We start from the raw sequence: 17,861 nt of genomic DNA, 5'->3' as shown, positions 1-17,861 counted from the left end.
CAGTAAAATTCAATTTGCGATCGCAAAGACCGAACATCTCTCAGTATGGTGCGCGAAACAGAACAGGTTGACCTACATTATGACAAAACGACAAACGCCGAACATCTATCCCCAGGGTTAACCGCACCGATCGCCTTACTGAGCCTTTCGCCATCTAAAATGGTATTGCCCATGTCTTCCGTTTTGAAAGCAGATGTTTTGGTAGTCGGTGGTGGCACCGGCGGCACCGCGGCAGCCGTGCAAGCAGCCCGCCGAGGTGCCAAAACTATTTTAGTAAGCGAATTCCCCTGGCTGGGAGGAATGCTGACTGCCGCTGGCGTTTCGGCCCCCGATGGCAATGAATTAGCAGCTTTTCAAACCGGTTTGTGGGGCGCGTTTCTCCGGGATCTCCAGCAGCGACAGCCGGGAGGTTTGGATTGGGGCTGGGTAAGTTTTTTTACTTACGATCCCCGCACCGGTGCTGAAATTTTCGCTGATTGGGTTAAATGTTTGCCGAACTTACAGTGGATTTCTGGACAAACAGCTCAAGCTGTGCTAAGTGAAGGCGACCGCATTTCTGGCGTTCAGTTTGCAGATTTTACGATTTGGGCCAAAATCACTTTGGATGCAACGGAATTGGGAGATTTGCTGGCTTTAGCGGAAGTTGGGCACCGCTGGGGTTGGGAATTCCAAGCCGAGTGGGGAGAACCCAGCGCGCCGACTGCCTCTAATGCTCTCACAGAGAGCTATTCGGTGCAAGCTCCGACTTGGGTGGCAATCATGCAGGATTTTGGTAAAGGTGCGGCCCGGCCAGAAATTCCCGCGCCGCCTGTTGACAATCCCGATCGATTTACTGGTGCTTGGGACGGTTACACTCCTGAGCAATTTCTTAATTACGGCAGGCTTCCGGGTGGATTGTTGATGATTAATTGGCCGATTCGAGGTAATGATTATGGTGAAGGAGTCGATCGACTCATTAAATCTGAAACATCTCGACAAGAATTCCTGCAAGAAAGCCTCTGGCATACTCAAAGTTTTGCCCGCTTCATTCAAACGCAATTCGGCCGCCGCTACGGCTTAGCACAGAATATTTTCCCCATTTCAACGATCGACAATCAACAAAATTCTTCCCTTCTTTCTTCCTTTGCCTTACATCCTTACTACCGAGAAAGTCGGCGCTTGCGAGGAGTACAAACAATCCGAGAACAAGATATTTTGCCTATTGTCGGCGGAAGAGTCGCGAAGTTGCCGATAAATTCTGAGGGCATTTGTGAAACAATTGCGATCGGCAACTATGCCAACGACCACCACTACACCATCGGCGATATTCCTCTGCAGCCAAAATCGATCCGCTGGGGCGGCCGCTGGACGGGAACTCCGTTTACCATTCCTTACAGCGCGCTAATTCCTGAGAGTACAGACGGTTTGCTAGTCTGCGAAAAAAATATTTCCGTCTCTCACATCGCCAACGGTGCAACTCGCTTGCAACCGACGGTAATGAATATTGGACAGGCGGCGGGGATGGCGGCGGCTTTGTGCGCGGAATCGGGATGTCAGCCGCGGGAGTTGGCGGTGAGAGTTTTGCAGGAAGCTTTGCTGCAAGATTCGGAGGCGAGTGCGGCAGTTATTCCTTTATTTAATTTGACACGGGGGCGATGGGACTGGCTCGATTGGCAACGCTATTATCTCGATCGACCTGAAGCATATCCCGCCAGCGGCGAATCTCCTTTGTCAGTAAAAAAACAAAGCAGTCAAACAGCAAATACCCACAGCCAATTTTCTGGCATTTTCCGTCGCCTCGGCGAACAAGACTGGACACTAACGCTGACAAGCCCCGAATCTCTAGCCGGTCAAACTTGGCAACTCGTGACTTTGCACTCCGAAACCGACAGATTTTTACACAGTTGCGAAACGGAAAAGCCTTTGACAGTATGGGGCAAGCTGAATTTTGCCGGTGCTTGGCTGCTGGCGGGATCAGTAGAATTGAAGACGTAAGGTTTTTTGCAGAGATCCGAAAATTGCACAGATATCTATCCTGATTGATCGGGGCAAGTCTGTATCAGGTAATAGACACTGACACAGATACTACCCATGCACACCTACACTGCAATTGCTTTACTAAGCCTGTTGGGCATTACCTTGAGTGCCAGCGCCCAGAGTGCTTTTGAATGCCTAGTCGAACTGCTGGCAATTGCCACCGCTGATTATATTGTCTTGGCGCCAACTCAACAAGAAAAAGGCGATCGTTCTCCTGAAAGAGGCAGCGGACGCAGACAGTTCAGTCAGCCTCATCTTTACACCCCTCACATACCAGCATTTTAATGGCATGGGACGAAAGGGAGTTCCACCAATGAGTCGGTCTCGGCCACCAGTGTCGATCGGATTTTCTGGGATTCTAGGAAAGTCAGGTTCGTCTGGCAACTGCACTTCTTGTTGACAGTCATTAGAATACTTATTCTGTGTAAAAAATGATCATCTCAAGCTTCAACCGCCATCTATCAAGAGATTTACTCTTTCGATATTTGGCGGTTTTGTATGTTCAAGGCTGTAGATACATTTCACCCAGTCAAGTTAAACGACTAAAATTTACTGTGGGTGACACAATTTGAAAAGTTAAATAATTCTCGCATCATGTTTTTTGAATAGTCTGGCAATTTCTGGGAAATCAATCCTGATGAGCAAGGGAAAAGTCGGTATCTCTAAATAGACACTGACACGGATACTACCCATGAAAAACTACACAGCAATTGCTTTATTGAGCCTGTTGGGCCTTAGCTTGAGTGCTACCGCCGCTCTATCCGTTGAATCCCCAGTCGAACAGCTAGAAACTGCCACCGCTCAATATATGTTGTCAGCGCAAACTCAACAAAGAGGAGAGCGCCCTCCCAGCAGAGGTCAGCACCGGCGTGATTTTATGGAGTCCCGCACTGACATTCAGTCACTACAACAATTTTAATCGCATTGCCAGAAACCTAGTTCCGCAACTGACTTATTTCGAGGCTGGTTTCGACGCCACCCGTGTCGATCGAGCAAACTAATTTTCTGGGACTCTAATTTTTCGGGTTCGTCAGGCAACTGCACTTTTTGTTGACAGTTATTACGACGAGATTTTTTTGGTCTTACTATGAGTGCATATCAACTTGGATCTGCCATCTACCTAAAGATAGACTCTCCTGTGTGGCGGTTTTGTATTGAAATGTTTCAATGAAATAGGAATTACCCGCAGGACTCCGATGGTCGGGTTTTTCAACCGATATCCCAGGGCATCAACCCCGTATTTTCGTCGATCGAACCTGGTGTCGCCGTCCAGGAGTATTTAAGAACTGTTGCGCTCGGGGCCGCCTCAAATTCCTGCGATCGCAACAGTTATTTACGTTCTCCCCGCTGCAGGTAGGGTTGAATTTTCAACGGCTGCACTATAATTAACTTGCGATAACTAACTCATATATAGGTAAACTGTCAGCGCAGAGGGTGCAGCAATCTACTTAAATTGGCCACCAATAAGAACCACTTATGCGGTGTAGATAGCCTTTAAGCCCCTGCCCCTGTTACCTCAGGGAAATTAACTAACCTGAATATTAGGGTAGCTGGCAAGCTTTCCGGCGACAGTCGGCTATGCTTGATTCGGCGCTCTCGCAATAATTTAATGGAGGATGACAAAATGCCTCCTAATTTGGCTATTTCGGGGATAGTGATGAAAAATGACTCTTTGGATCTGGTCAAAAGCCTCAGCCCTAGTGCAATGGATCAGATCATGCTATATCTGGCGTTTAGCGCCATGAGAACCAGTGGGCACAGGCACGGGGCGTTTCTAGACGCGGCCGCAACGGCGGCTAAGTGTGCCATTTATATGACTTATATGGAGCAGGACAACAACCTGCGGATGACCGGGCACTTGCATCACATTGAGCCTAAACGGGTGAAGGTGATTGTTGAGGAAGTCCGGGAAGCTCTGACTCAGGGAAAATTGCTGAAAATGTTGGGTTCCCAAGAACCTAGGTATTTGATTCAGTTTCCTTATGTCTGGCTGGAACAGTATGGTTGGATGCCGGGACGCCCTCGCATTCCGGGAAACAATTTGACTGTAGATGAAAAAAAATATCTCGAAGGCAAGATTCCTCCGAATCCGCCTGATGCTCAACTGATCAATTCTTTTCAGTTTATGGAGTTGATCGAGTTTCTGCACAGGCGATCGCAAGAAGATATGTCTCCAGAAAGGCGAATGCCTTTGAGCGAAGCTCTAGCAGAACACATTAAGCGGCGCTTGATCTATTCTGGGACAGTTACTCGTATTGATTCTCCTTGGGGAATGCCGTTTTATGCCCTCACTCGCGCTACTTACTCTCCCGCAGAGCAGGAAGAGCGGACATTTACTATGGTGGAGGATACGGCTAGATATTTCCGGCTGATGAAGGATTGGGCGGACAAACAACCGAAGGTGATGCGAATTATGGAAACTTTGGATATTCCGCCGGAACGGCTCGACCAAGCCCTTGAGGAATTAGATGAAATTATTCGCAATTGGGCCGATCGCTATCACAAGCGGGGCGAACCGACGATGATTGTACAAATGGTTTTTGGGCCGCAAGACGACGCTTAGTTTGATTAACTATTAATCATTAGTCATTAGTTGATTGCTTGAGACTAATGACTAATGATTAATAGCTCGCGAGGCAGAAACCGGGTTTCTCTGGAAAAATACTGCGTTAAGGCCTTGAATTCTCGTAACAAACCCGGTTTCTTGGGTTGCGAATGCGTCCAGGATTAACTAAGCTAAAAAAGCTCTCCAGGTCGCCGCTAAAATAATCGCTGCGATCGCTCCTATGAGTGTATTGAAAAAATTTACTACCTCGTTCGTCAGCCACTCAAACTTTGATTGCACCGTCGCCCCAATCACGCTCTCAATGTTCGTGGCAATAAAAGCTGCAACAACACAAAAAATAATTCCTGTCAAGTCAATTAAACCGACGGCCCAACTCACAAGCGCGATCAGAATTGAGCCGACAATACCTGCGATCGTTCCTTCCAAACTTACGGCCCCTTCGGTACCTCTAGGTACAGGCTGCAAGCTGGTAATCAAAAAAGTCCGCTTCCCGTAAGCTTTGCCGATTTCGCTGGCGCTGGTATCGGAAAGTTTGGTGCAAAAACTCGCCGCGTAACCCAGCAATAAGAGGGAAATAGCATTTTGTGGCACAGAAATCTTGCCTGTCTCTCCTAAAATAGATAATGCCAAAACTCCCAAAGCGCAAAGAGTCGCGGTTAAAGCCGAACCCCAGACATTTTCTGGGCCTCGGGCGCCTGAACGCTTTTCGGCTATGCCTTCTGCTTCTTTTTGGGCTTTGCCGATGCGGGTAACTCCCGATCCGACAAGAAAGTAAAACATCACCACAGCATAGCCTTGCCATCCCAAACAGCCCCAAATGAGCACGCCCAATACCCAGCCGTGAAATTGGCCAGCGGGAGTGAGCAATTTTTTAGGAGCAATGGTGGCGATCGCGAGTAAAACTGTATTTAGGGCGATCGCCACCAACCAAGGATTAGACCAAGATAAATAATTAAAGAACAATTCTGAATTCTGCATTGAGTACCTCCATGAACCAAGTCTTATTTCATCTTGCCTTCCCCGTGACCGATATTGCCCAAACCAAAGCGTTCTATGTAGACGGGCTCGGCTGCGAACTAGGTCGCGAATCGCCCAATTCTGCGATTATGGGTTTGTGCGGCCATCAAATTGTCGCCCACGTCAGCCGCGAACCTTTGACGCCTCAGCGAGGCATCTATCCCCGGCATTTTGGGTTAATTTTTACTTCCGAAGCTGACTGGGAAGGGTTGTTAGAAAAAGCCCAGCAAAACAACTTAAATTTCTATCAAGAACCGAGACGGCGATTTGTCGGTTTGCCTACAGAACACCGTACTTTCTTCTTAGAAGACCCTTTCCACAATATACTTGAGTTCAAGTATTATTGTGAAGCTGAAGCAATTTTTGGTCGCAGCGAATACGCTGAAGTTGGCGATGCTGTTTGATTGCTGCGCGAAATAACCACCAGTTGCAGCATATCAACTTTCGGATTAAATCAAATCACCTGCTGGTGGATGTCGCCCTATAGCTTTGTCAGCAGTACGAATATTAATAACTCTTTCTCGATTTAAGACTAATGCTGTAACTGTAGCTCGTCCAATTGTAGTTAAACCAACTATTGATAATCCATCCGCCGACCAAATAAAATGTTCGTTCCAGGTATCTTGTCTGGGATTAAACAATGGTACTTCTACACTCGACTGGGTATCTATTGCTGTAGTTTTATCGGATTTTTGACGGTTGCAATGAAAGCACGCTAGTGCCAAATTGTCAATATTGTTACTCCCTTTTTTAGTGAGAGGAATGATGTGCTCGATCGTAAACTCTACATACTGCCATTGTTCGGAAGCATGGCAATATTCACACAGACAGTTTGCTCTCTGACGAACTTGATTTTGGATATTCTCAGGAATTTGACGGCGAGCTGACATTTCTATACTGTAGGCTGAATCTGGCCCAAGAAAAGATTGCGGACAGTCCGATTGACAAAACTGAGATAATCGTCGATCTCTTCGTAAAGATTCAGTTCTTGGTCTTCTTCGGGATTGAGTTGCAAATTTTGTTGTTTTTCCAACAGTTCTTCTATGCGATTTTTGACTGTTGTAGAGGCTCGGAAAATCGGTATTCCTTCCACTAATTCAATGCGAACTGCTCCTTCTATAGGCAGAGTATCTCGCAGCTTTTCCAGTTTTGGCAGGACGATCATAATTGTTATTTTTATGGGTTTCAATCAAGATTATATCAATAAATTTTAAATCCGTCTAGGTAGACTCAAAAAGACCGAATCCAGAATCCCTACTTTTTAAAAGATTCGGGGTTTTAAAAGCAGAGCGTTTTACTTTACAGCCAGCTATTTATCAATCTTTAATGGTTCTGAAAGTGCTTCAGCGACCGCTTTTAAACTGCTGGAATGCCTCGCCATCATGGCATGGGCGAAAACAGACAATTTTACATCTTTGGCAGCCGATATTTGGGAACTAGAAGCCGGTACGATGATGAAATCCCAATCTGTCCAAATCGAAGTAAAATTGAGCTTTTCCAACAAGGCAGCATCTCGATTTAAATCTTCCAGAAAAGCACTCCCAGGACGCATTTGGATGCAGCCTTTTCCCCCAAGAGTGTAAGCCATCCAAGTACCGCTGTGAGGAGAAGATATGGCAATAAAGCGCTGCACTCGGTTAAGGCCGCCTAACCTTTGCAGGTAGTAGCGAGTTGCTAAACCGCCCATGCTCAATCCTACTATATCTATATACTGTTCGGGTGCAAAGGTTTTGTCTATATAATCTGCTATTTGTTGGGCTAATTCGTCTATGCTGGCGTTGCCCCAATGGGGCGAGAGATTGAGGGTGTAGACTGACCATCCCAGTTGGGTGAGGTAGGCAGACATTTTGTGAAAAATTCCCGATTTTCTGAAGATTCCGTGAATTAGCAAGACTGGGTTGTGGCTGAAATTGCTATTCATTTTTAAGTGGGAATTTTATTTTCAATAGGTGCTTTGAGTTCTTCAACTAATGCGTTAATACTTAGGGGTTCTGTCACCATTTGGCGGTGCAGCAAAACGTTGACTTTAACTTCTTTACCTACTGGCATTTGGGAACTGTTCGCGGGTACAATCATTATGTCAAATGGCGTCCACATTGATGTAAAGTTTATGCGTTTGAGCATTGTCACATCTTGATTCAAATCGCGCAGCAAGCGACTATCGGGGCGCATATCCAGGTATCCTGGTAGGCGTAGGGAATAGGCGGTGAGGGTGCCGTGGTGGGGCGAAGAGAGGGTGATGAAACGCTGTACGCGGTTGATTCCTCCGAGTCGCTGGACGTAGTAGCGGCTGACGATGCCGCCCATGCTGTAGCCTACTATGTCTAAAGATTGTTCTGGATCGAAGGTTTCAGAGATGTAGTCTGCGAGTTGCTTGGCCAGTAAGTCGAGCCCGAGGCTGCCGTCGTTGGGGGTGAGGTTGAGGCTGTGGACTGACCATCCAAGTTGGGTGAGGCGGGCGGACATGGTGTTGAAAATAATCTTTGTGTCCCAGATGCCGTGTATGAGGATGACGGGATTGCGATCGAGCGAACTGTTCATTTGAAAAGAAAATTGCTTGCTGATTACAGCATAAATCACTCCCCTCGGGAGTTTTACCCCTAGTAGGACAGCTAGGGAATCGGATCGAGGTACGATCGGCAATTAGTGGGAATCGCTAACAAATTCTGAGATACTTGTAAATAAGTGCAAAGCAGTGCGAGTATTTATACCTAAAATTTGCTTTGATGAGGTAGCTTAGATATAGCCAAATGTAAATTTTGATGAATAAATGTAGACAAAGGTTGCCATAGCTCGTAATCTAACTTTGTTGATAAGCTTGTACAAATTTCTCTAAAAGAACAAAAGGAGTAAGTCTAATGTTTGGTTTTATCAAAAATTTCTTCGGCGGTATTTTCGGCTTTTTTGGCAGACTGTTGGGCTTGAAAAAGTCGGAATATTTCCTAGATTTGGGCGAATCTGGAGCTAAGGAACCAGCAAAAGTTGCGCCTGCGAAGGCTGAGCCTGTTGCGATCGCATCGGCAAAAGTTGAGCCTGTTAAGTCTGAGAAGTCTGAGAAGTCTGAACCTGCTAAGAAGGCTAAGGTAGAGAAAAAGTCTACCAAAGATAAAGAACCAGTCGCTAGCGTTCCTGCTAAGACTTCGGAACCCGCGAAGGTACCTGCAGCGGCAGCAACTAACGGGAAAGTGCCGAGTCAAGCTGAACCGAATCGGACTTTTGCTCCTAATAATTTAATGCCGACACCAAATGGAAGTCGTCGAACCCCTGGCCCCAGCATGAACAATTTCCGGGAAATGGCTCGTCAGGTGAAAACGAAGTAGGAAATTGGGAATTGATAATAGGGAATTGGGCACTGGATAATTCCTAATGCTGGCGTTAAAAAATTAAAAATGGGATTCCTGATTTTTAATTTTAACTCTTTGTTCTATTCCCTATTTTCTTGGTTTCTGAGGAAGGCCAATCCGCTGTATAGCTGAAAAGCTGAGTCCCAAGGAGTTTCGGATTTGCGCTCGACTTCTATATGAGATTCGATCTTGCTCAACATATTAGTGTAATCGAGCACTGTCTCGGCAAAGGGCGTAAATTCTGACCAAAGTGTAACGTCAAGCTGGCGATCGAATATTTCCAGTAAGTGATTCCAGTTAATTCTGGTGGTACTTTGAGGAATCTGTTGAGAGTTTTTGACTCTGGATGTTTTGTTTTTCGGGTTCGGTGAAGTGGGCAGAACCGCAGAAGCTTTGGTGAAGTCAACTCCTTGTTGAAATTCGTAACTTTGGTCGCAAATTCGCAGAATGCAGTTTCTGCTGGGAATGTGTAAGTCACAGATTTGAGCGTAATCTTGCCTAATTTCTCTGTGGCGAAATTGCTCCTTTCTTCGGTTGGGGGAGTAGTCCATGACTTCGATGAACATCGGCAACAAGCCTTCTACTCTTTGGGTAACTTCTGACCAGTTAAAGTCGATCGCACCGAGTCGATCGAGTTGATCTTTGCAAACAACGGCTGGTGAAGAGAGAGACTGGAAGTGTTGCACTCGGAAGATTTGGATTTTTTGAATATCGCTTAGGGTTGCCCAAAATACGGGAATGCCAGCGTTGAGGAGTTCTTGACCATAAATTCGGAGTTCGGCGATGGGGCCAGTTTTGTAAAGTCTCCAGCCGCGGCTTTGGATTTGCATCCGGGTTGTGTAGGCGTCGATTTTAAAGATTCTGCTGATATTTTGAATGGCGGCGGGTTTGTTTTCGGGACTCACTGGTTCCAGGATGAGGAGTCCGGGTTCCAGGTTGCTGGGGTCGTTTTTGGCGGTTTCTATGGCTTGTTGGCGGACGTTTTGTTGGGCGATTTCAATCCGTTGAATAGCTTGCCGGGTCTGGGAGACGATTTTGGGGTTGGTGATGTCGCGGAGTATTTGTTTGTAGCTGGTTTGGGCTTTTTCGAGGTTGTTGGTTAGTTCGTAGTAGCGGGCGATATAGTATTGCACCCACGGATTTTCGGGCGATTCTTTTTGCAGTTGTTTGATGAGTTGGGCGGCTTGTTTGTAGTCTTTACCCTCTAGGGCGGCGGCTATTTGGTTGATGTCTGTCATGGCGGTTGCGGGAATGGCGTTGTTTCTATCTTGGCTGATGTTTGCTTGGTTCCACCAGTGGTTAACAATTTTGGCTGTTGTGTTAGTTGGGAATTTTGGGCTGTTGGGAAAAATTAAGATTGGGATTTTTAACCGCAGATGAACGCGGATGAACGCGGATGTGTATAGATGGATGTTGAGTGGATGTAAAAAAAATATAAGTTAAAGTTGATTGGAATTAACGCTTAATGTGTAAGTACCTTTGCTTGTGCGATCGCCTCCTTTTACAACTATTTTATAAGTGCCGTTACTAGGCAATTTTACGGTGAGTTGAGATTCTCGGCGATTCTGGGAGTTGCCTGTTTTTTGGGCAATATTTTTGCCGTTGATGTCTAACAGTGTTATGTTGTGGTCGAATGCTCTGCTTTTGAGGTCGATCGTAATAGATTGACCTGCCCGTCCTGGAAATGTGTGTTCGCTGGGGTCGCCGTCTTTGAGGGTTCCCCGCTGCTGTAGGATGGAAAGGGAGGTGAGTTTTGGGCGATCGACATTGCTCAATTCTAAGCCGTAATTGGTCACGGGTGCTTCGGGGCCATTTCCTTCTCTGACAGCGATGATAAAGGCTGTTTTGTTGTTGGGGTCTCGGAGTATTTTGTCAATAAATTGGGATTGTATTTGTTTTGCTGTTAGAGGTTTAGGTTGGTTGAAGTTGGGTTTTGAGGTACAGAAAAGCACGGCTCCGTCTAGATAGCGGGTGGCGTAGAACCAGTAGTTTTGACTGTTAGTTGTAAATTCGTTGCGGCTAAAGATAGTGAATCTTTCAAGTTGCGGTAGTTGCTGGTTACGGTTACAATTTTTATCGATGTATATTTCGTTGGCTGATGGCTGTCGCTGGGCGAAAACTGCTGGTACGGTGGTGGTTACAATTGCTGAGATGAGGGTGAGGGTGAGGGTGAAGGGCGATCGGCTTTTCATAAATACTTGTTTCTATTTATTGTTGTCAGGTATTGTACGCTGTACTTGCTATTTTATCTATATTTTAAATACTTTTCTAATTCCGCAGTGCGCTGTTTCGTCATGCGCTCCAAACATTCATTAAAAAAACCTCCATAACCGGTACCGCCACGACTTTTATAAGCTTCAAATTCACAGGTTTTATCTCTTAACTTAATCCATCCTAATTGTGCTTCCGTAAGAAGTGAGCGCTCTTCGTCGCTCAATGAGGAAGTTAGTTCTTTGTAAACCTCGTTCAGTCGTTTATCCGAGGCCTCATAACTCAACCGAATACAAGTTCTGACTTGTGCATCTCCTTGCGGGCGATCGCAATTAATCTGTTGAGCAATGGGAAAGCTCGGAGATTGTGCAGAAACTGATGTTGTACCCAAAATTGCCAAAAGCGCGTGAAGCGAAGCTATCCCGTAGGGAATCGACAAAAAGCGCGATCGACCTTTCCTCAACTCTATTTTCATGACTCGTCAACCCATTTATCTGATAATTCCTCTTAACACGAGACAGAGTGGATTTGATTAATTTAAGTATTTTTTTATATTCACTGAATTAAAACGCCTTTTTTTATCAGATTCCAAAAGTGTGCTTGAGTGCTGCATCTACTGGCACCATATCCGACAAAATACCAATTTTGCGATCGATTTCAACTTCTAGAAGCGTCACAAGATTGTCTGTCATAATTACCGAGTCAGCTAGCAATCCCGTTTGCTGCCCGGACGGTGTTGCTAGGGAAACAAAAACCCGGCTTGGGTGTCCTGAACGGGCTAAGTTGCTAGTAATCATTGCCGTAATTGTTTGCCCTAAACCAGTCCCCAGATTATTAGCTTGAACTATCAAAGCTGGACGGCGTTTCGCAGTACGCAAATCCGAGCTGGGGAACAAAACCAAAACCACATCACCGCGACTATAAGGCATCGTAAGCATCCATCTCCGGTAGTTCCCAATCAGGAGCAAATCTACTCAACCGAACCCGTAGATCTGCTGCTTGTTCCTGGTTGATACCGCGAGATTGCAAGTTTACTAACGCTACTTTTGGCATAAAAGTAACAATAACTTGCGCTTCTTCTATGTCAGCGGGCATTTCCAATAACTCAATTTTGCCATTTCGGTATATCCCCTCTACTGACTGTAACATATTACTCCTGTGATAATTATCTATTTACATTTTAGCTGCGATCGCCAAACCCATCAAGTCTCAGATCAGCTTGGTGGATATTAGCACTTCTCAAATGCCGCGCCCACTAAAGATAAAGCCACAATCGGAGCTGTCACCGCTCTTAAAATTCTACTCCCCAAAGAAACAGGCTCAAAATCAAATTCGATCGCCCTTTTCACCTCACCCTCAGTCCATCCACCCTCCGGTCCAACAGCAATCACAATCGATAATTCTCCCCCATCTTGCTCCCCCCTTTGTAGGGGCGGTGCCCCCGTGGCCGCCCTAAACTGGGGGGGAACAAAACCGACTAAACAATCCCACAAATGGCGATTGTCCCCGCGAGCAACACAGATAAATCGATATTTTTGACCGCAATCTTTCACAGCAACATCAAACGAAACAGGCTCTGAAATCGTCGGCACAATTTGACGTTCCGACTGTTCTGCCGCCTCCGCAGCAATTCTCCTCCACCGATCGACTTTTTGATCGCTCGGTTTGAGCAAAGTTCGATCGCTCGTCACCGGCACAATACTTGCCACACCCAACTCCGTCGCCTGTCTCACAACCTCGTCAAAGCCGTTTCCCTTGGGCAAAGCCGCCATCAAAGTTACTTCAACTGGTAGCTCCCTGTTAATAGCAATCTCCTGGGTTATGGAGGCAATTAACCCGGTTTCCCGTACTTCTAGGACTGCTAACCACCAATGTCCCCGTCCGTCCATTGCAATAAATCGATCGCCCCCTTGCAAACGTAGCACTCGATTTAAATAATGCTGCTGTTCCCTAGTTAAGTCGATTTTGCGATCGCAAATTTGAGCGGCAGTAACTGCTAATCTTTGTAATTGAGGCATTGAATTTGGGATTGTTCGTTTTCTATTAGAGATTTTTTTTATTTAACCGCAGAGAACGCAGAGAACGCAGAGCAAGAGAGAATGAGAGGAGATAGGCAGGCGGGGTTTCAACAGTTAAAAAAACAATAAAGGCAAAGCATCTACAACCGGAATTATTTTACAAATTCAAGTTTTTTTCTGCAAATGCTCTGCCTTTATATTACTTTTGCCAGAAGTCTATTGAATACAATCGAAAATCACAAATCGATAATCGAAAATCGGCTTATCCTTCCTCCTTAATCTTCTTTAAATAAGTGGAAATCGCCTCTGTAGCTAGCTGCGTGATTGGCTTGCCCTGACGGGCTGCTTCTTCCTTGAGCTCGTTGTAAATTTCATCGCGGACGCTAATTCGACGGCGGACTTTGCCACCGCTAGCAGGACCAGTCTCATTTGCATCGTCGTTACTAGACGTAACTTCTAATTCATTAATCTCAGTTGTCATCGAGTCAGCAGATTGGTAGTTGGTTACAAATTGACGGATAGATTCTAACCCGACGCGCTCGCAAAAATTGCCAAAACTCTCGCTCAGTTGCCGTTTTTGCTTGAAATAAACAAAAATCGGCTCCAGAAAAGCTTCAAAATCCTTGACGTGCAGCTTTTCCTCAATTGGTTTTGCCAGCCGCGTTTGGTCGGGAGAACCGCCCAGCCAAATCTGGTAGGATTCCGGCGAACTCCCGACAAACCCCAATTCTGCCATATAAGGGCGGGCGCATCCATTTGGGCAACCAGTCATCCGCACCACCAAATGCTCGTCTGCCAAGCCCACTTTGGTTAAAAGCGCCCGAATCCGCTCTAAAATGCTCGGCATCACGCGCTCAGATTCGGTAATCGCTAACCCGCAAGTCGGCATTGCTGGACACGCCATTCCATAGCGCACCAATGGGTCGATCGCTGTTTCCCGCTGAATGCCACATCGATCGAGTATTCCCTGAATTTCCTGTTTGATATCCGGCGAAATATCGTAAATCAGCACGTTTTGGTGCGGCGTCGCAAGTACCGGCAAGTTGTACTTCTGCACGATTTCCCGCAAAGCCGTTTTTAGCTGAAACGACCCTTCATCCTTAATCCGGCCATTATCCACAGAAATGCCGACAAACAGCTTGCCGTCTCCTTGTTCGTGCCAGCCCAAGAAATCAAAATACTTCCACTCAGGCAGCGGTTTAAAGCCTTCTAGCGGCTTGCCAAAATATTCGGCTACTTTTTCGCGGAACCACTGTACACCTTTGTCGTTAATCAGGTACTTCAGCCGCGCGTGCCGTCTGTCTGTGCGATCGCCGTAATCTCTTTGCGTTGCTACAATTGCCTTGACCAAATCGTAAACATCATCCTTGGCAACATAGCAAATCTCATCAGCAACCCGCGCAAAAGTTTCTTCCTTATTGTGAGTACGGCCCAAGCCGCCGCCAGCAAACACGTCAAAACCTTGCAACTCGCCAGCTTCATTGGTAATTACCACCAAGCTCAAATCCTGAGAGTACAAGTCAATTGAATTGTCTCCCGGCACGGTAACGGAACACTTGAACTTGCGCGGCATATAATGGCTGCCGTAAATCGGTTCTTCTTTGTCGTCGCTAAAGATTGTGCCGTTGCCGTTTTTCTGTCTCGCCGCCTTCACTGCGGGGTCTTCCTCGGCCGAAACAGCTTTTTCGCCATCCAACCAAATTTCGTAATAAGCACCGGTTTGCGGCGTTAGCAAATCGGCGACATTGCTGGCGTATTGCAGCGCATACTTGTATTCTGGGCGATTTTTGTACGGTGCTGGCGGTGCCATGATGTTGCGGTTCAAGTCGCCGCAAGCTCCCAAGGTTGACCCCATATTTTTAATAATTGAGGAAAACACTGCTTTAAGATTTTTTTTCAACACGCCGTGCAGTTGGAAACCTTGGCGCGTTGTGACGCGGATCGTGTGGTTGCCGTATTCTTCAGATAGCTGGTCTAAGGCTAAGTATAATTGCGGCGGAGTGAACCCGCCGGGATTGCGGGTCCGGAGCATGAACTGATAGTCTTTTTCTTGTCCTTTAACTCGATTGTCGCGGTTGTCTTGCTGGTACGAGCCGTGAAATTTGAGAATCTGAATCCCGTCTTCGGTGAAGTGGGTAGTTTCTTGTAACAGTTCAGTCGCAACGGGTTCTCGTAAATAGTTGCTGCGTTCTTTCAGACCTTCTGATTTAGAGGGCTTGCGCGCAACAGGGGTTGAAGTGGAAGATGTGATCATGGGAATGTATAGTGCCAGTTATAATTAGATACAGCCGATCGAATATTTCTTGACAATTTGACACTTGACAAATTTGCACTTGACAAATTTACTCAGAAATGCTGTGTCGGATATGTTGACAACTCGGTTAACAAGTAAGTTAACAAGTAAGTTAATAACGGTAATCCGGTAGGAATTCTGATGGTGCTTAATTGTAACACGATCGAGCCGGGGCTGGAAAATTGTAATTAAGAGTTTATACTTTGGTTCGCTTAACTGCACGAAACTTTAGAAATAATTAACCTCAACCTTTGAAACTATGTCACTGTATGACGAAGACACCTTTGTGGTCTTAGAAACAAACCAGTCAGAGCAGTTTTTGACTGCGGCGGAACTGTTAGAAAAGCTGAAAGCCGTGTTAGCCCAGGAACACGAAGATTTGCCGCAGGACGTGCATAAAATATCTGGCGTGGAAGCTCAAGCCAAGTATTTAATTAATACTTATTGTGAATTAGATGTCGGGCCTGGAAAATTTTTGCAGTGGTATGCAGTGCGCTTGGAAAAGTAATTTTGGAAATAGGGCATCGCGCATTGGGCATTGGTTATTAAAACCAAGAAGTGACAAGTAACAAATAAAAAATAACAGGTAACAAGTAACAAATAACAACCAACTAATGCCCAATGCCCTATTCTTTCTAATTAATCTTCCAACTGTTGAACCGATGATACTTCAACTGCGGTAACATCGATCGTACCGGGCGGTGTCAAGCGACTAAAATGACCTTCCTCTATTTGCAGAGGTTCGCCGCAGTTGGCACACTGAAACTGAGTTTGATTTAAAGCTGTAAATTCGTATTGGCAAACTGGACACTTGTCCTCAATTAAATTGCGTTTCAGCCACCACTGAAGCGCGAAAAATGCGACTACAGGTGTCAGCAGCAAAAAAGCTACTACAATCAACACTGATTTAACTATCCAACCCAAACCAATTGACACCAACAAACACGCGATACCAAGCAGTATCAGCCAATTGCTAATACGGGGTAGCTTGAAAGATATTTTGGGGGTGCCTTGGTTCACGGTGGTCTCCTTGGGTGTCTTTGCAGGTAGGCATAACTCTATCCTACTCAGAAATTCAGGCGGTCGATCGAGTTAATTTTCCCATTGTACACCCAGAAACCGCTCTCTACGGCATAAGTTTATCTGAGTCAGAGGGTTGAAAAATTCCTTGTAAGGATTGACAAAGGGATTCAAAACTAAATCTTGCCAGGGTTTGTTCTCTCAACCAGTGGCGATCGCACCTTTTATCCTCTCCTCGCAGCATTTCCACACAAGCAACCGCTACTGCTGCTGAATCTCGGTGGGGAACTCGCCATCCCAGTTTACCATCTTGCAGCGGATCGGCTGACCCGTCCCCGTCCCCCGCGAGCACGGGTACTCCGCAAGCCAGCGCTTCCAAATAAACTATACCGAACCCTTCCTGGGAGGGCATTACATAAGCATCGGCTAACTGGTAATGTGCTGCTAAATTTTCTGTCGCTACAAAACCCGCAAATATTACTCTTTCGGTAACTCCCAAATCATCAGCCAGTTTGGCTAATCTAGATCGATCGTCTCCGCGTCCAATAACTAAGTATTTCACATTCGGAAAAGTTTTGGCTATTTGCGGCAAAGCTTGAATTGTGACATCGACGCCTTTGTAAATATCCGTCGATCGCAATCTGGCTACAGTCATCAATATTTTAGCACCAACCAGATTGTACTGCTCTAATAAATCCTGTGGCTTGTGCCCAGTGGTAAATATATTTTCATTTACAGTACAAGGCACTATTTGGAATTTTTCGGGTTTTAATTGGTTAATTTCGCAAGTGCGATCGCGCGTGTACCTGCTAATAGTCCAAATACTCTCAGCTTTGCTCATTGCTGTTTGATATTTGGGCGGAAGCGGTTCCCACACTTCCTTGCCGTAAGTTAAAATAGTGTAGGGAATTCCCAAGGGTTGGCACAGAATTTGAATTAGCGGTGCAAGTTTGATGTGACCACAAAAAACCCGCTGCGGTCGTTTTTGCAGGAAGTGATTTAGTAATACTGTAGCAAACTTAAGACGACCCAACCAGAGATTCTCGGTTTTGAGGTAATAAAATTTCAGATTTTTTGATTCGTAAGGATTGTTGCAGTCTGGGGTATCTCGCAACAGCAAAACTTCAGCTTGCGGCGGCGAGTTTGTCTTTTCCATTATTGACTGGTAAGCTTTAAAAATGTCTTTAACGTAGGATTGAATGCCGCCTTCGCTGGCAAATATTTCTAGGAAGCAGAATAGGTGATTTGTCGATCGCATCTGTGATTTACCCATTGACAGCCCAGACAATTATTGCATTATAAGCTGTTGTACCTTTAAATAGGGTATAATAAAAAATGAGTTTAGTCAATCTCTACAAAAATGCCAGCTAAAAACC

General features: G+C 45.8%; 21 protein-coding genes. 7 read left to right on the top strand and 14 right to left on the bottom strand.

Annotated features, from left to right (window positions below; genetic code table 11):
- The first annotated feature begins 171 nt into the window (after window positions 1–171).
- From QT996_RS03220 to hetR, 4 genes are all read left to right on the top strand, one after another.
- Window positions 172–1,974 carry an FAD-dependent oxidoreductase gene (locus tag QT996_RS03220; RefSeq protein WP_333044640.1) on the top strand — a complete coding sequence of 601 codons (1,803 nt, stop codon included), beginning with the start codon at window positions 172–174 and terminating at the stop codon, window positions 1,972–1,974.
- A 96-nt stretch (window positions 1,975–2,070) separates the two neighbouring features.
- A complete protein-coding gene (patX, locus tag QT996_RS03215; protein ID WP_333044479.1) occupies window positions 2,071–2,301 on the top strand; it encodes a heterocyst-inhibiting protein PatX in 231 nt (76 codons plus the stop codon).
- Window positions 2,302–2,707: 406 nt separating this feature from the next.
- Window positions 2,708–2,935 carry a hypothetical protein gene (locus tag QT996_RS03210; protein ID WP_333044478.1) on the top strand — a complete coding sequence of 76 codons (228 nt, stop codon included), beginning with the start codon at window positions 2,708–2,710 and terminating at the stop codon, window positions 2,933–2,935.
- 738 nt (window positions 2,936–3,673) lie between these two features.
- Complete coding sequence (gene hetR / locus QT996_RS03205; RefSeq protein WP_333044638.1) at window positions 3,674–4,579, top strand: heterocyst differentiation master regulator HetR; 906 nt, start codon at window positions 3,674–3,676, stop codon at window positions 4,577–4,579.
- A 168-nt stretch (window positions 4,580–4,747) separates the two neighbouring features.
- On the opposite strand, the gene QT996_RS03200 is transcribed toward hetR, so the two are convergent.
- Window positions 4,748–5,560: a TIGR00297 family protein gene (locus QT996_RS03200; protein WP_333044476.1), complete on the bottom strand. Its 813-nt coding sequence runs from the start codon at window positions 5,558–5,560 to the stop codon at window positions 4,748–4,750.
- 11 nt (window positions 5,561–5,571) lie between these two features.
- Between QT996_RS03200 and QT996_RS03195 the strand changes: the two genes are divergently transcribed.
- On the top strand, window positions 5,572–6,003 hold the full coding sequence (locus QT996_RS03195; protein WP_333044474.1) for a VOC family protein: 432 nt from the start codon (window positions 5,572–5,574) through the stop codon (window positions 6,001–6,003).
- A 45-nt stretch (window positions 6,004–6,048) separates the two neighbouring features.
- On the opposite strand, the gene QT996_RS03190 is transcribed toward QT996_RS03195, so the two are convergent.
- The 4 genes from QT996_RS03190 to QT996_RS03175 all read right to left on the bottom strand — a co-directional run bounded on the left by QT996_RS03190 (window position 6,049) and on the right by QT996_RS03175 (window position 8,140).
- Entirely contained in the window at window positions 6,049–6,489 is a 441-nt protein-coding gene (locus QT996_RS03190; protein ID WP_333044473.1) for an HNH endonuclease, read from the bottom strand.
- A gap of 2 nt (window positions 6,490–6,491) precedes the next feature.
- Entirely contained in the window at window positions 6,492–6,764 is a 273-nt protein-coding gene (locus tag QT996_RS03185) for a hypothetical protein (RefSeq protein WP_333044472.1), read from the bottom strand.
- 144 nt (window positions 6,765–6,908) lie between these two features.
- The gene (locus tag QT996_RS03180) at window positions 6,909–7,520 is read right to left on the bottom strand and encodes an alpha/beta fold hydrolase (RefSeq protein WP_333044471.1); all 612 of its coding nucleotides are present in this window, start codon (window positions 7,518–7,520) and stop codon (window positions 6,909–6,911) included.
- A 2-nt stretch (window positions 7,521–7,522) separates the two neighbouring features.
- Window positions 7,523–8,140: a triacylglycerol lipase gene (locus tag QT996_RS03175; RefSeq protein WP_333044469.1), complete on the bottom strand. Its 618-nt coding sequence runs from the start codon at window positions 8,138–8,140 to the stop codon at window positions 7,523–7,525.
- Between the two features lie 317 nt (window positions 8,141–8,457).
- Between QT996_RS03175 and QT996_RS03170 the strand changes: the two genes are divergently transcribed.
- Window positions 8,458–8,919 (top strand): hypothetical protein, encoded by a 462-nt coding sequence (locus QT996_RS03170; RefSeq protein ID WP_333044467.1) that lies wholly within the window; start codon window positions 8,458–8,460, stop codon window positions 8,917–8,919.
- 104 nt (window positions 8,920–9,023) lie between these two features.
- On the opposite strand, the gene QT996_RS03165 is transcribed toward QT996_RS03170, so the two are convergent.
- From QT996_RS03165 to sir, 7 genes are all read right to left on the bottom strand, one after another.
- Window positions 9,024–10,181, bottom strand: coding sequence for a tetratricopeptide repeat protein (locus tag QT996_RS03165; protein WP_333044466.1), 1,158 nt, complete (start codon window positions 10,179–10,181; stop codon window positions 9,024–9,026).
- 201 nt (window positions 10,182–10,382) lie between these two features.
- Entirely contained in the window at window positions 10,383–11,135 is a 753-nt protein-coding gene (locus QT996_RS03160) for a PPC domain-containing protein (protein ID WP_333044465.1), read from the bottom strand.
- 53 nt (window positions 11,136–11,188) lie between these two features.
- Window positions 11,189–11,629, bottom strand: coding sequence for a lysozyme inhibitor LprI family protein (locus QT996_RS03155; protein WP_333044463.1), 441 nt, complete (start codon window positions 11,627–11,629; stop codon window positions 11,189–11,191).
- A gap of 106 nt (window positions 11,630–11,735) precedes the next feature.
- Window positions 11,736–12,083: a type II toxin-antitoxin system PemK/MazF family toxin gene (locus QT996_RS03150; RefSeq protein ID WP_333044461.1), complete on the bottom strand. Its 348-nt coding sequence runs from the start codon at window positions 12,081–12,083 to the stop codon at window positions 11,736–11,738.
- Window positions 12,073–12,303: a hypothetical protein gene (locus tag QT996_RS03145; protein WP_333044459.1), complete on the bottom strand. Its 231-nt coding sequence runs from the start codon at window positions 12,301–12,303 to the stop codon at window positions 12,073–12,075. Before QT996_RS03145 ends, QT996_RS03150 begins: the two co-directional genes overlap by 11 nt.
- A gap of 80 nt (window positions 12,304–12,383) precedes the next feature.
- Window positions 12,384–13,172, bottom strand: a complete 789-nt coding sequence (locus tag QT996_RS03140; RefSeq protein WP_333044457.1) for a 16S rRNA (uracil(1498)-N(3))-methyltransferase — start codon at window positions 13,170–13,172, stop codon at window positions 12,384–12,386.
- Window positions 13,173–13,434: 262 nt separating this feature from the next.
- Entirely contained in the window at window positions 13,435–15,426 is a 1,992-nt protein-coding gene (gene sir, locus QT996_RS03135) for a sulfite reductase, ferredoxin dependent (RefSeq protein WP_333044454.1), read from the bottom strand.
- A gap of 298 nt (window positions 15,427–15,724) precedes the next feature.
- Here sir and QT996_RS03130 point away from each other — a divergent pair, with 298 nt between their 5' ends.
- The gene (locus QT996_RS03130; protein WP_333044453.1) at window positions 15,725–15,973 is read left to right on the top strand and encodes a chlororespiratory reduction protein 7; all 249 of its coding nucleotides are present in this window, start codon (window positions 15,725–15,727) and stop codon (window positions 15,971–15,973) included.
- Window positions 15,974–16,104: 131 nt separating this feature from the next.
- On the opposite strand, the gene QT996_RS03125 is transcribed toward QT996_RS03130, so the two are convergent.
- On the bottom strand, window positions 16,105–16,485 hold the full coding sequence (locus QT996_RS03125) for a hypothetical protein (RefSeq protein WP_333044452.1): 381 nt from the start codon (window positions 16,483–16,485) through the stop codon (window positions 16,105–16,107).
- 106 nt (window positions 16,486–16,591) lie between these two features.
- On the bottom strand, window positions 16,592–17,758 hold the full coding sequence (locus QT996_RS03120; RefSeq protein WP_333044450.1) for a glycosyltransferase family 4 protein: 1,167 nt from the start codon (window positions 17,756–17,758) through the stop codon (window positions 16,592–16,594).
- Between the last annotated feature and the right edge of the window lie 103 nt (window positions 17,759–17,861).

The sequence above is a fragment of the Microcoleus sp. S13C4 genome, from assembly GCF_036700865.1.
In the GTDB taxonomy this organism is placed as follows: Bacteria; Cyanobacteriota; Cyanobacteriia; order Cyanobacteriales; family Microcoleaceae; genus Microcoleus.
Note: the sequence above shows the minus strand (reverse complement) of the source record. Positions and strands in the feature narration are given on the sequence as shown.

What these genes read in the sequence shown, in the direction of transcription:
- QT996_RS03220 (WP_333044640.1), top strand. Translation starts at nt 172, where the DNA reads ATGTCTTCCGTTTTGAAAGCAGATGTTTTGGTAGTCGGTGGTGGCACC.
- patX (WP_333044479.1), top strand. Translation starts at nt 2,071, where the DNA reads ATGCACACCTACACTGCAATTGCTTTACTAAGCCTGTTGGGCATTACC.
- QT996_RS03210 (WP_333044478.1), top strand. Translation starts at nt 2,708, where the DNA reads ATGAAAAACTACACAGCAATTGCTTTATTGAGCCTGTTGGGCCTTAGC.
- hetR (WP_333044638.1), top strand. Translation starts at nt 3,674, where the DNA reads ATGAAAAATGACTCTTTGGATCTGGTCAAAAGCCTCAGCCCTAGTGCA.
- QT996_RS03200 (WP_333044476.1), bottom strand. Translation starts at nt 5,560, where the DNA reads ATGCAGAATTCAGAATTGTTCTTTAATTATTTATCTTGGTCTAATCCT.
- QT996_RS03195 (WP_333044474.1), top strand. Translation starts at nt 5,572, where the DNA reads ATGAACCAAGTCTTATTTCATCTTGCCTTCCCCGTGACCGATATTGCC.
- QT996_RS03190 (WP_333044473.1), bottom strand. Translation starts at nt 6,489, where the DNA reads ATGTCAGCTCGCCGTCAAATTCCTGAGAATATCCAAAATCAAGTTCGT.
- QT996_RS03185 (WP_333044472.1), bottom strand. Translation starts at nt 6,764, where the DNA reads ATGATCGTCCTGCCAAAACTGGAAAAGCTGCGAGATACTCTGCCTATA.
- QT996_RS03180 (WP_333044471.1), bottom strand. Translation starts at nt 7,520, where the DNA reads ATGAATAGCAATTTCAGCCACAACCCAGTCTTGCTAATTCACGGAATC.
- QT996_RS03175 (WP_333044469.1), bottom strand. Translation starts at nt 8,140, where the DNA reads ATGAACAGTTCGCTCGATCGCAATCCCGTCATCCTCATACACGGCATC.
- QT996_RS03170 (WP_333044467.1), top strand. Translation starts at nt 8,458, where the DNA reads ATGTTTGGTTTTATCAAAAATTTCTTCGGCGGTATTTTCGGCTTTTTT.
- QT996_RS03165 (WP_333044466.1), bottom strand. Translation starts at nt 10,181, where the DNA reads ATGACAGACATCAACCAAATAGCCGCCGCCCTAGAGGGTAAAGACTAC.
- QT996_RS03160 (WP_333044465.1), bottom strand. Translation starts at nt 11,135, where the DNA reads ATGAAAAGCCGATCGCCCTTCACCCTCACCCTCACCCTCATCTCAGCA.
- QT996_RS03155 (WP_333044463.1), bottom strand. Translation starts at nt 11,629, where the DNA reads ATGAAAATAGAGTTGAGGAAAGGTCGATCGCGCTTTTTGTCGATTCCC.
- QT996_RS03150 (WP_333044461.1), bottom strand. Translation starts at nt 12,083, where the DNA reads ATGCCTTATAGTCGCGGTGATGTGGTTTTGGTTTTGTTCCCCAGCTCG.
- QT996_RS03145 (WP_333044459.1), bottom strand. Translation starts at nt 12,303, where the DNA reads ATGTTACAGTCAGTAGAGGGGATATACCGAAATGGCAAAATTGAGTTA.
- QT996_RS03140 (WP_333044457.1), bottom strand. Translation starts at nt 13,172, where the DNA reads ATGCCTCAATTACAAAGATTAGCAGTTACTGCCGCTCAAATTTGCGAT.
- sir (WP_333044454.1), bottom strand. Translation starts at nt 15,426, where the DNA reads ATGATCACATCTTCCACTTCAACCCCTGTTGCGCGCAAGCCCTCTAAA.
- QT996_RS03130 (WP_333044453.1), top strand. Translation starts at nt 15,725, where the DNA reads ATGTCACTGTATGACGAAGACACCTTTGTGGTCTTAGAAACAAACCAG.
- QT996_RS03120 (WP_333044450.1), bottom strand. Translation starts at nt 17,758, where the DNA reads ATGGGTAAATCACAGATGCGATCGACAAATCACCTATTCTGCTTCCTA.